We start from the raw sequence: 11,855 nt of genomic DNA, 5'->3' as shown, positions 1-11,855 counted from the left end.
GGCACTTCCGGGACGGTCTCCGCGGCGCGGCGGTACCGAGACATCCGCCCGGTCCTCCCGAGCGGCCAGTACACGGCCGGGGCCGTACTCACCCGTTCCGCACGTCCAACATCTCGTTCGGCAGGTATCCCACGGCGGCCAGCCCGTTCGCCGAGTACGTGCTGTCCTGCGCCGCGTTCACGTCCGGTTCCGGCCGCCACTCCGGCAGCGGAACCAGCCCCGGATCGACCAGCTCGTACCCCGGCAGCAACGTGCGGATCCGCTCAGAGCCGCGCATGGCCAACGGGGTGTGCGTGCTCTGGTAGACGTACTCACTGCTGCGGACCTGGTCCACGGACATCGTCAGCGGCGTTCCGTGCGAGACCGCCAGGTAACTTCCCGGAGAGCAGTTGTCCCGGTACCGCCGCATGATCCCCACCGGGTCGTCCGCGTCGGGGACGTACGGCAGCACCGACACGGCCAGCACGGCGACCGGGCGACTGAAGTCGAGCAGTCCGGCCACCCCCTGCGCGGCCAGCACCGTCTCCGGTTCGCGCATGTCCGCGTGCGTGACCGTGACCCCCTCGGTCCCGCGGAGCAGCTCCTTGGAGTGGGACACCACCTCGGGCTCCACGTCGACGTAGGCCACCCGGGCGTCGGCACGTCGGCGCCGGACGATTTCGTGCACGTTTCCGACAGTGGGCATTCCCGACCCCAGATCCAGGAACTGATCGATTCCCCTGTCGCAGAGAAAACGAATCACGCGCCCGAGGAAGGCGCGGGTGGCGCGGGCATAAACCTGAATCTCGGGCACCTCGGGCAGCAACCGATCCACCGCCTGCCTGTCCACGGCGAAATTCGCCGTTCCCCCCAAACAATAATCGAACATGCGTGCGGCGCTGGGGCACTGCATGTTCACCCCCCGGCCGTGGAGGCCCCCCGATATGCGGTTCAGCGGCCGCCCGTGCGGCTCGTCCTGGGCACCACCGCTTCGGACCCCGGGAGGACGAACATCCGTCATGGGGCCCACGGTACAGCCGACAACGGGAATTTCGGAACAGCGCCACCCCGACGGGAAGAAGAAATTCGATCTTCCACTCAGAATAACTCGCTGCGTTTTCGATCGTGCACAATTCGTGTCGATCCCATTCCCGACATCCGGGGGCGGCGCACCCGAAAACCGACCGGAACACCGGGTTTTCTTGATTTGTTTTCGGGAAAGCCGGGGGCGCCGCCCCGAAGCCTCAACCGAAAGGAACTCGCAAACTGGCCGGGCTCCCCTCCGGCGACCCGAACGTGACGGTACCCGTGGAGCTCTCGTCCCGGTACCGGGTGTCGACGGTGTCGATCACCAGCGCCAGCCGGTGCCCGGCCGGAACCTCCCAGGCAGTGGGGCGCAGCGACACTTCGACGAGCCGCTGAACCCCGGGCTGCCCGTTGCGCAACGTAACCGGCTTACGGCTTATGAGGCTGCCTCTGCCCGCCGGGCCCACATCGTAGAGGTGGGCGAACAGCGAGACGCTCTCCGCGCTGGGAGTGGCCGTCACGCTCAGCCGTGGGGTTCCGCTGACCACGACTTCCTCGGAGTAGGGCCTGGTGGCCCAGACCGCCGCGTCCTCGCGGTCCACCAGTGGCGTCGCGACGCCCACCGGCATCCGGGTGAACCCCTGCAGCGCCCCGCTGACCAGGACGACTCCGCTGTTGGCCAGAGTCGGGTCGCCCGCCTCGATCCGGTGTTGCCAGGCCGGCTGCTTCCCCGTGGGCAGCCCACCCGTTTCGGGGGCGAGGGGATGCCGTTTCCGGGGTTCGGCCAGGTAGTGGGTCGCGGTACGGCGGCTTGCCGCGTCCCAGCTCGAATACGAGTGCCACTCGGAACTGTTGAGCGGTTGGAGCTCCACCCCGCTGTCGGGCACCCCCCGGTCGATTCCACGCAGGTGCTGGTCGAACCAGTCAGCCGCCCTCTCCCAGACGCGGTTGGGCAGTCCGGCCGCCCCGAACAGTTCGGGGGTCGCGTGGTCCCCCGGGGAGAGCATCAGCCTCTTGGGCCCGTTCAAGCGCCCGAACATGTCGGTGATCTGTCCGGGCGGGAACAACGAGTCCTGCCAGGCATTGGCCAGCAGCACCGCGGTTCCGTTGGCGTTGAGCTGGTCGATCCGGTTCTTCGGGGACCGCTCGCGGGCCATGTGCAGCTCGTCCTCGACGCGGTGCTCCCGGTAGGCACGCTCCAGTTCACGCAGGTCGGTGCCGAGACGCCCCGTGACCTTCCCGCTGCCGAGCAGCAGCTCGGCGGCCGCAGAGCTGACGGTCTCGTTCGGATAGAGCGAGGCGACGAGGTCGGCCCAACCGCTCATGGCCGCTACCGCGTCCACTCTGGAGTCCTCCGCCGCGGTGAGGGCGCTGATCCCTGCACCGTAGGAAATCCCGGCCATGCCGACGTGTTCGTCCCCCGCCGAGGTGTGCTCCACCGCCCAGTCGATCACCCGCCGCGCGTCGGCGACGTCCTCGGGGCCCGCGACCTCGACCTCTCCTCCGGAGCCGTAGAAGCCACGGGCCGTGTAGCTGACGACCACGTATCCCGACTCGTGGGCCAGCCTGGCGGCCGCACCCACGTACTCGATGTTCGGCACCGCCCAGCTGGCCGGCATGACCAGCAACGGGCGGGATCCCCGAGCCGCGCCTTCCGGTTCGACGACCTTGGCGGCCAGCGAAACTCCACCCGATCCGGCTATCTTCGCCTCGCGGACGGTGAAGCCCTCCTCGGCCGAGGCCGCGGGAGCCACCAGTTGACCACAGAGGACCGCGGTGATCGCGGTCGTGACGAGCGCGGGTAATCGGCGCACCGTTGCGACTCCCTTCCGCAGGAGCGGCGGGTCGCTCCGCTCCGGGATCGCACCCCGGGAAAAACCCGCCGTTCAGTGATCCAGAACACAGGGGAGCCAGTAAACCCCACCTACTGGCGAGTAGCAACAGTTGAACGGTTCTCACACGATTCACCCGCAGGCCGCGGAAACGCCAACCACCCGTCAACCCCCTTTCCGGACGCTCGTAAGCTTGTACTCGGCGTAACCCCGAACCGACTTTCGGCTACGAGTAGTGACGAGCGGACGGCGGTGAAATGGCGAACACGACTGATTCCTGGCTGCGTGAGCCCATACGCGACGACCTCGTGGACATGTGGCGCCTGCACGAGGTCCACTGCACGGTCGACACCGACTTCCAACGGGTCCTCATCGCGAACACCCGTCTCGGCGTCACACTGTTCTGCGACGACAACCCGCAGAGCGCCGAGAACGGCCAGCTGATCTTCCACGAGGCCGAGTTGATCCCCGCCGTGCTGCTGGCCGAGCACGTGCGCAGCATTCTGGTCATCGGGTGCAGCGAGGGCACCGTCCCGCTCATAGCGGCCGAGCTCGGCACCGAGCACGTCGACCACGTGGACATCGACCCCGAGTGCGTGCGCCTGTGCGCGGACCACCTGCCCTACGGCTACACCCCCGAGGACTTGAAGAGAGCCGAGCGCGGCGAAGGCGTCGTTCGACTGCACTACGCCGACGGGGCCGACTTCGTCACAGAGGCGCTGCGCCGGGGCGACCGCTACGACGTGATCGTGCTCGACCTGCCGGAGGAGGACGAGAACCCGGCCGCGGGCCACAACGCGATGTACGGGCAGGGGTTCTTCACCACCTACCGGAAACTGCTGACGCCGGGCGGGGTGCTCAGCACCCACGTCAGCAGGTCCCACCTGAGCTTCCCCACGGCCGAAACCGCGGAGAGCCTGCGTCGCCCGTGGACACAGCTCGGGAACACCTTCGGAACCAGGGTCTTCTTCCGTTCCACCGAACACCCCTGGGCGGCGATCATGCTCGCCACGCCCGCCGAACTCGACGAACCGGTTCGGCTGATGCGGGAACGGCTGCCCGAACTCGCCCGCGCGCCGCGAACCATCGACGCCGCGGAGCTGCGCGGGGCCACGTACCCACCGTTGGCCCTGCGCTGACGATCGCTGACGGCCGGGGCGGGGAGCGCCCCGCCCCGGCCGGGTCCTGCTAGGACCGGCTGCGGTGGAAGACCAGCCGGTAGATCAGCAGCAGTATCAGCGAGCCGATCACGGCCCAGATGAAGCTGGCGAGGTTGAAACCGGACACACCGCCCGAGCCGAAGAAGGAACTGCCGATCCAGCCGCCGAGCAGCCCGCCGAGTATGCCGATGATGATGGTGACGATGATTCCGCCCGGATCTTTGCCCGGCAGGATCAGCTTGGCCACGGCTCCCGCGATCAAACCGAACAGGATCCAGCTGAGAATGCCCACCGTGAACTCCGTTTCGTGGGTCGGCTCTACTACCTGAACGACTTTTACCCCAGAGAGCGGCGTTTCAAACGGAGATCCTCGTCATACCGGCGTGTCGGACGTGCCCCTCGGGCGGCTCACCGCCGGGGCCAGTGCGGCGGCGGACCGAACCTGCGCAGCAGAGTGGCGGCGGATGGGAACAGCGCACGGCCCACGAAGTAGTCGACCCCCGCGAGGAGCACCGCCACGAACAGCAGCGCGGTGTAGCCGAACACGGCCTGCGAGGGCGGATCCACGTTCGCCGTCAGCATCGCGTAGCAGGACGACGCCATGATCGCGGTTAAGATCAGCGGGGTCAGCAGGATCCCTCGTCTGACGGTGGATCTCGGCACGTCCAGCCGACCGGTGGCCACGCAGCCGCGCCCGGTCAGCACCATGATCGCGCTGTACAGCGCCATCATCGCCGTCATGACCGCGTAGAGCACCGCGCTGGAGGTGAACGCGTAGGGGCCGGTGGGCAGCCAGTAGGCCAGCACCGGCAGCGCGAGCGCGTTCGCACCGGACAGCACGACGGAAACGCCGCCCAGCCAGGTGGAAGCCTTGCGCAACCGGCGCGTCTCCCGCGCGGACAGGCTGACGAAGTTCGGGAACTCGACGACTTTCCCGGGCACCGTGCCGGAGCTCGCCGGTGCGTGCGGTGGCGCTGAAGCGTTCCGGTGGTGCGGGAACAGCCGTCGTGTCCCGAAGTGGCCGAAACCGGCCGACACCGGCGCGGCCGCGGCGAGCAGCAGGACGAGGACCAGAGCCGCGGGCGAGCTCTCCGCCGGCGGGGCCGGCCGACCGAGGACGACGGTCAGGACGAGCACCGCGAGCACGACGGTCAGGATCCAGCAGAACAGCGTGATCCGCCGGATCCGCTCGGTCAGCGCGAGGGTCAGGTACCCACGCGCCAGGCATGACGGCGCTCCCAGCAGCACGCTCCCGGAGAGGAGCAGTACCAGGGCGCCCAGACTTTCCACCATCAGCACGAAGTTGGCCGTGCCCCACAGCACGGGGACGAGAATTCCCGTGAGCACGGCCAGCAACACCGAGATCGCTCCGAGCGCTCGGGCGGTGGTGCGGATCTCGTGTTCCAGCGAGGCCGGGGCTTCGCGGAAGCGCAGCAGGAAGGACCGGTCGGCCGGTTTCACGACGCAGCCCGCCCATTCGGTTCGCCGCCGGAATCGCCGCCGGGCTCGGAGCCCGTCACGATCGTTCGTCCGGAGTGGAGTGTTCCCTCGGCCGGTCGGCTGTTCCGCTGTGCCACGGGCGAGGACACTAGCAACGACTTTTGGTGGTGCGCGGCGACTCGGGGCAGCTCGCTCGACCGCTCGCTCCGGGGGTGCGTCCTGGTCCGCGTCCGTGGACGCGCCCGGGACCGTGCGGCCGATGTGCGCGTGCCCCTGCCGGGCGTGATCGCACCACGGCGAAGGCGGAACGGAGGGAACCGGGTTGGGCAGGCACCGGAGCCCGGTGCGGGCGAAGCCGACACGCGCCGACCGGAAGCAGCCATGAGTCCGCAGGAGTCGCAGAGGCCCATCGCAGAGGCCGCCAAGGAGCTGGATCCATCCTCGTGACACCACCGCAGAATCCCCACGGTTGGCGCAAATCCGATCGAAGCGCGAACACGAGCACCCGCGTCGAGGTCGGCCGGATCTGCGACGGAGCGGCCGTGCGTGACACCAAGGACCGCGCGGCCGGTTACCTCACCACCACCGAGCGGCAGTGGCGGACCTCCGTGCCAGCTCTCGAGGCTGACCGCTTCGACTGACCACTCCCGCAGCGGACGGTCCCGCCCCGGTTCTCCGGTAGGGTTCGACGTTCCACGTCCGAAAGAGCACCGGTCCGACGGAAGAGAGCCATGAGCACCCGCACCTCGACCCCGCGACGGGACTGGAGAACGGCGACGGCCCGCCTGCTGAACGAGGCGCTGGCACCCTCGGTGATCGTCGTCGTGCTGCCGCTGGCGGTGGCCTGGCAGGCCACCGGGGCGGTGCTCCCGACCGTCCTGTGGAGCTCGGTGGTCGCGCTGACCAGCAGCGTGCTGCCGATGGGGGTCATCGTCTGGGGCAGCCGGACCGGGCGGTGGGACGGGCATCACGTGCGGGACCGCCGCGGGCGGCTCGTCCCCTTCCTCACGCTGATCGTGCTCAGCCTGCTCGGGCTGGCCGTACTGATCTCAGCAGGCGCTCCGTGGCCACTGGTCGCACTGGACCTCGGCATGATCCTGAGCCTGTTCGTCACCGGAGCGATCACGATCTTCTGGAAGGTCTCCGTGCACTCGGCCGTGGCCGCCGGAGCCACGGTCGTGCTGGCCCTGACCTACGGAGTGCTCTGGTGGCTGCTGGTGGTCGCGGTGGCAGCCGTCTCCTGGTCCCGGGTGGCCGTCCGGGACCACACCCCCGCGCAGGTCGTGGGCGGCGCGCTGACCGGAGCGCTCGTCGGTGGCGGGTGCTTCGCGCTGTTGATCGGCAACGCCACCCCGGGGCCGTGGTGAACCGGCGTCGCAGCCGACGCTTTTCCCGGCCCGTGCGGCCGGAGCGTCACGTCGCGCTCCCCTTCCGGTTATGGGCAAAACTGCGCCCCCGGGGCTCGTCCAGTCCGCCGCCCCACCGGTGAGCATGGCGCGCATCGGCCTCCTTTTACCGGGTAATAATTCTCCGCGTAGCTCGCGCTGGAGCATCGGGCAGTCTCCACACCGTCGCGGAACTGGGGCGACATAGCACGAGCTCACTCGGCGGGGGTGAAATACCGGGGTCGGCACATCTCGGAGTCGGCGAGCCCGTGCTCGCGGCACCAGGCGCGGGCCTGCTCGGGACCATCGAACGGGCCGGGGTGGTACAGAATGGTGCCGCGGGCGGTGGATCGTTGTGACACCGTGGCGTCGAGCTTCTCCTCGAGGCGCCGGACATACCGGTAGCTCGGAACGTCGGCGGGCAACGTGCTCAATGCGGCGCCCCAGATCCCGTCGACGGCTCCGGCCGCACCGGCCGCACGCAACCGGTCGTAGAGTTCGATCATCTTCGGCGAGTGGGTGCCCGGCCGCTCGACGGCTCGTTCGAGGGTGCGCATGTTCTCGGCCGCGCACTCCTCGTACCCCGAATACCCGGACTCGCCGAGAGTTGCCGAGACGACATCGCTGACGGTGCCGGAATTCCGCCAAGGTTGCATCAGCACCAGGTCCGGGATGGTCAACACGTTTCCGGAGTCCTGCTTCAGCCGCACATCGACGGTGTAAATCGTCCCCCAGCCGGTCGTTCCTTCATCTCCGCCGGGACCGATGCTGAGCAGCACGCGCTCCTTGGATTTGCCGTCGAGGTTGTACAGCACGGACTTGCGCACCGTCCGGGACTGCAGCTCACGCGGAACGCGGATGTCATAGGCGGTGGTCACGTTGATCGGTCCGGAGGCTTGGCACGCGTGCAGCCGTTGTGCGGAGTGGACCACGAGTTCGATCTCGGTGACCAGCGCGGGCTGCTCGCCCCGGTTCTCCAGCACCACGTCGACCGCGGCGGCATCGACGCGGTCCGTCTCATGCATACCGGTCTCGGGGTTTTCCCGAGTTCTCTCCACATCACCCTTGGTCGTCACCCGGTGTTCGGCAACCCGCAGATCCGGGGTGGTGGCCACCTCGTTGGCCTGCCGAGCCTCGACCAGCGACAGGATCCCGGCCAGCGCGCCCGCTGCGGCCAGGATCGAGCCGATCGCGACCCACACCCGCCGCAGCCGCCACCACACCGTCGGGCGATCACCCTCCGGAGAGGATCCCCCCGCGCCCGCTGTCGGCGATTCCCTCGCGGAACGCCGAGCATGTCCGGCCACCCCCCGCACGCGCCGTTCCGTCCGCCGCCGTCTGATCACACCGTCCTCCCCCGGAAACACGCTTCCACGATTCGACCGCGAGCACCTCGAACAGAGATGAAGGCGTGCCCGGTTTTCGCCGACGCCGAAAACCGGGCACGCACTTTTTGTTTTATTTCTCGAGATCAGGCATAGTCGACAACGTAGTCGCTACAGGTGAAGTACTTCACATCGCTACCGTCGATGAGACATACTCTGTACTTGATCTTCGCCCCTTCCTTCATGCTCATGTTGTGGTCTTTCCAACCGGAGTTGGACCCACCCCTCTGGGTGAATTCCCCCCAGGTGTCGACGTCCCATCTGTAGTATTTCACGTAGACGCCGTGCCCATCTCCGCGGTTGTCGTTCGCCTTCAGGTGCTCGCCCTTCGAAACGAACTTCGCCTGCCCGGCACAGTATGCTTCGTCTGTACATATTTGGGTACTAGCCTGGGCGGGCAAGGCAGCCGCGAAGAGCCCCAGAACGCTCAGCGCGGAAATCAAAAAAGCCCTCAGTCTCACGATAACACCTTTCCGAACCCGAGGATGTCTCCATTGTCAATGGAGCTCTTAGCCCGTGCCGAAACGCGAGGACGAGTTTGTACCCATTTTCCCGGTCGAATTTCGGACACGGATCGGCGCCCCTGAGCGACGAACACGGCTGTCCCCCTTGACGATATCCAACCAGCCGTGAAACACGGCACTCTATCACCGCGCATCGACGTGACCCGACCGGCGCGGAAACAAACACCGAAGCGCGCGCACAAACGCACCGAGAAAAAGCATCCGACTCCAGGTTTTACACGGCTACTCCCTGCTTCCCCGCCAGTTGATCGACACCGTGTCGATCATACTAAACACAGTGTCGAGTGCAATAGGGTTCATGTGTTCCGGCGGGAATCTCATACGCTTGCGGGCATGAACTACACCGAGTGGCCGTCGCCTCGTTCCCGGAACCGTCCGCGCGTCAGCCGCGGTGAGAGGCAGGAACACGAGCTGCTGGAGTCGGCCCGGCGCCTGCTCCAGCACAAACTGCCCTCGCAGCTGACCGTCGGAGCGATCGCGGCCGAGGCCGGTTTGTCCCGGTCCACCGTGTACTTCTACTTCGACAGCAAGGAATCCCTCATCGCCGCCACGGTCGAGATCGTGGTCGGGCCCATGATGCGCGAGCACGAGCAGCTGCTGGCCGAGAACGGGTTCACGGCGGCCTTGCCCAGCGTCCTGCGCATACTGTTCGCGACCTGGAGCACCCACAGCGGAGTGCTGTCCGGCGTCATGGAGCTGGTCACCCACAACTCGTACTACCGGCGCGTGTGGCGGGAGTACATGGAGCACAGCGTCGAGCTGCAGGCCTCGGCGCTGGAGCGGGACCGCCGGAGCGGATTGCCCGTGCGCGAGGACGATCCCCGCGCGGAACTGCTGGCCCTGTGCTGGATGATGGAGCGGTCCTGCTACATGCTTTTCAGCCGCGACCACGACGCCGAGGAGGAGACCCACCTCTTCGAGACGTTCCTCCGGATGTTCAACAGCATCACGGGAACCCGGTTCACCGAAGAAACCCTGGCACAGCCGCGTTCCGGGTAGCGCTCCCCCCTCGGCGTGACCGGACCGATGCTTTCCCGCCGTGTCGACTACTGGTGGGACACTTCCGCTCCCGGCCACGCTGAAGCAGGCACCGACACCACCCGAACCGCCCCCGCGACCGGACCTCACCTCCCCGCCCCGGGGATCACCGGAGTGTCTTCGGACACGACCGGGTGAAAACGCGTTTCACGCTCCCGGCCGAAACGTCCCACTTCCGGGGGTGGCAGGCTCAGCGCCTCGGAAGTGCCGAGCCGCATGCCGGTTCCCGGCTCGAGAAACGGCGGACGAGGAGGAACAGATGAGCACGGTCCAGCGAACCGGACGTCCCGGAGAACCGGGATACCTGCTGGCGGTCTATCCGAACCGGACCCGCCTGGTGCTGATGACGCTGGGCGCGCTGGTGTTCATCCTGTTCGGCCTGATCATGTGCTACGAGGCCGTCACCGCGATGCGCTCGGCCCCTCGAGCGGGGCTTTTCCTGGCGCTCGGTGCCGCGGGAATCGTGTTCTTCGGGACGTTCCTGGTCTACGGCGCGTTACGACTGTTCAGGCCGAAACCGGTGGTGCTGCTGGACAACGCCGGGCTGCGCGATCACGCCTCGCTGACCAGCGTCGGCTTCATCGGCTGGCACGACGTCGCCGGAGCCGTGGCCGACACCGACGGCACGCAGCGCGTGCTGAGCGTCGTGCTCGTCGACCCCGGCAAGGTGCTGGGCCGCATGACCGGTTTCAAGGGCCTGCTGCTGCGCACCAGCACCAGGATGACCGGAACGCCGGTCAACATCTCGCAGACCACGGTGGCCATGCCGGTGCCGCAGCTCGCCGCCGAGATCCGGCTCGCCGCGGACAAGGCCCCGCGCGGGGTCTGACTGATTCTTCCGCTCTCCCTCGGTCGTGTGTGGTGGCCGAGCGGAACCTCTCACGGGATCGTGAGCGGGTGCCCCGACATCGGGTAACGGCGGCCGGTCCCCGCTCCGCCGGAAGGGCTCCACACGGTCGTGGATGCGCTGCCCCGGCTCCCCGGACGAACAACGCGCCCCGCCGCGGAATACCTCCCCGGCACCGACCGTTGCTCGAAGCACCCCGTGCTGTTCGAAGCACGGTGGACAGTCCTGTCCGGACCTTCCCTCACCGAGGAGTTGTTCGCCTTGGCTCTCGACGAAGCGACCAGCGCGCTGCTGACCCGGATGGCCGCGAGCGACGCGAAACCGCTGCAGGAGTTGACCGCTACCGAAGCGCGCGAGGCCATGAGCGGACAGCTCGCCTCGACCGACCCCCCGCCCCCGGAGATGCACCGGGTGGATCTGGTCGACGTGCCCACCGACGACGGCACGATCCCGGTGCGGATGCTGCATCCCACCGGGTCACCACGCGGCGTCCTCGTCTACTACCACGGCGGCGGCTGGGTGCTCGGAAGCACAGCCGAGTTCGACGAGCTCGGACGCACGCTGGCCGCGCGCACCGGATGCTCGGTGGCCATGGTGGAGTACCGGCTCGCCCCGGAACACCGCCACCCGGCCGCCGTCGAGGACTGCTGGGCCGCGCTGCGCTGGGCGGACCGCGAGCGGGAGGAGCTTCCCGGCGGCCCGGTTCCGCTGCTGGTGGCCGGCGACAGCGCGGGCGGAAACCTGGCCGCCGTGATCAGTCGGCGGGCGGCGGCCAGTGGTGGCCCCCTGCCTTCCATGCAGATCCTGATCTACCCGGTCACCGACTGCGACTTCGACACCGGCTCCTACACCGACCCACGCAACCAACTGGTGCTGACCAGGGAAGGCATGACCTGGTTCTGGGACCACTACGTCCCCGAACCGCAGGACCGGCTCGCCCCGGAAGCGTCCCCGCTGCGTGCCGACGACCTGTCCGGGCTGCCCGAAACCGTGGTGCTGACCGCCGAGCACGACGTGCTGCGCGACGAGGGTGAAGCCTACGCGGAACGACTCCGCGCGGCCGGGGTTCGCGTGCACGAGCGCCGCTTCGAGGGGCAGACCCACGGATTCCTGCCCATGATCGGCGTGCTGCCCGGAAGCGCGGCGGGGTTGGACTACATCGCCGAGACCGTCGACGGGCACCTCACCGGGCAGGACTCCTGATGAGCTGCCGGGTACGACCGCCGGGGCGGGCGATGT

12 protein-coding genes are annotated in these 11,855 nt (G+C 68.0%); 6 read left to right on the top strand and 6 right to left on the bottom strand.

The genetic code is table 11. The annotated features are described in order from the left end of the window. Positions 1-88: 88 nt before the first annotated feature. A complete protein-coding gene (locus FHR84_RS11595; protein ID WP_218862762.1) occupies positions 89-1,000 on the bottom strand; it encodes an SAM-dependent methyltransferase in 912 nt (303 codons plus the stop codon). Between the two features lie 223 nt (positions 1,001-1,223). Continuing rightward, positions 1,224-2,819: a CocE/NonD family hydrolase gene (locus FHR84_RS11590; protein WP_179535510.1), complete on the bottom strand. Its 1,596-nt coding sequence runs from the start codon at positions 2,817-2,819 to the stop codon at positions 1,224-1,226. A gap of 275 nt (positions 2,820-3,094) precedes the next feature. On the opposite strand from FHR84_RS11590, the gene FHR84_RS11585 reads away from it, so the two are divergent. Beyond that, positions 3,095-3,976: a spermidine synthase gene (locus FHR84_RS11585; protein ID WP_179535509.1), complete on the top strand. Its 882-nt coding sequence runs from the start codon at positions 3,095-3,097 to the stop codon at positions 3,974-3,976. A 49-nt stretch (positions 3,977-4,025) separates the two neighbouring features. Here the strand turns inward: FHR84_RS11585 and FHR84_RS11580 are convergent, their stop codons facing one another. Further along, a complete protein-coding gene (locus FHR84_RS11580) occupies positions 4,026-4,289 on the bottom strand; it encodes a GlsB/YeaQ/YmgE family stress response membrane protein (protein WP_179535508.1) in 264 nt (87 codons plus the stop codon). 116 nt (positions 4,290-4,405) lie between these two features. Then, positions 4,406-5,458, bottom strand: a complete 1,053-nt coding sequence (locus tag FHR84_RS11575; protein WP_179535507.1) for a hypothetical protein — start codon at positions 5,456-5,458, stop codon at positions 4,406-4,408. 422 nt (positions 5,459-5,880) lie between these two features. Between FHR84_RS11575 and FHR84_RS22420 the strand changes: the two genes are divergently transcribed. Then, complete coding sequence (locus FHR84_RS22420; RefSeq protein WP_179535506.1) at positions 5,881-6,078, top strand: DUF397 domain-containing protein; 198 nt, start codon at positions 5,881-5,883, stop codon at positions 6,076-6,078. 90 nt (positions 6,079-6,168) lie between these two features. Then, a complete protein-coding gene (locus FHR84_RS11565) occupies positions 6,169-6,804 on the top strand; it encodes a phosphatase PAP2 family protein (protein ID WP_179535505.1) in 636 nt (211 codons plus the stop codon). 233 nt (positions 6,805-7,037) lie between these two features. Here FHR84_RS11565 and FHR84_RS11560 read toward each other — a convergent pair whose 3' ends face one another. Beyond that, positions 7,038-8,045, bottom strand: coding sequence for a hypothetical protein (locus tag FHR84_RS11560; protein WP_179535504.1), 1,008 nt, complete (start codon positions 8,043-8,045; stop codon positions 7,038-7,040). 248 nt (positions 8,046-8,293) lie between these two features. Further along, positions 8,294-8,668: a hypothetical protein gene (locus tag FHR84_RS11555; protein ID WP_179535503.1), complete on the bottom strand. Its 375-nt coding sequence runs from the start codon at positions 8,666-8,668 to the stop codon at positions 8,294-8,296. 396 nt (positions 8,669-9,064) lie between these two features. Here FHR84_RS11555 and FHR84_RS11550 point away from each other — a divergent pair, with 396 nt between their 5' ends. From FHR84_RS11550 to FHR84_RS11540, 3 genes are all read left to right on the top strand, one after another. Further along, entirely contained in the window at positions 9,065-9,730 is a 666-nt protein-coding gene (locus tag FHR84_RS11550) for a TetR/AcrR family transcriptional regulator (RefSeq protein WP_179535502.1), read from the top strand. Positions 9,731-10,028: 298 nt separating this feature from the next. Next, positions 10,029-10,598, top strand: coding sequence for an STM3941 family protein (locus FHR84_RS11545; RefSeq protein ID WP_179535501.1), 570 nt, complete (start codon positions 10,029-10,031; stop codon positions 10,596-10,598). 279 nt (positions 10,599-10,877) lie between these two features. Beyond that, positions 10,878-11,819, top strand: coding sequence for an alpha/beta hydrolase (locus tag FHR84_RS11540; protein ID WP_179535500.1), 942 nt, complete (start codon positions 10,878-10,880; stop codon positions 11,817-11,819). Positions 11,820-11,855 lie beyond the last annotated feature (36 nt).

Origin of the sequence: Actinopolyspora biskrensis (genome assembly GCF_013408175.1) — a bacterium.
In the GTDB taxonomy this organism is placed as follows: Bacteria; Actinomycetota; Actinomycetes; order Mycobacteriales; family Pseudonocardiaceae; genus Actinopolyspora; species Actinopolyspora biskrensis.
The sequence above is the reverse complement of the archived record's forward strand: the minus strand, read 5'-3'. Positions and strand labels throughout refer to the sequence as shown.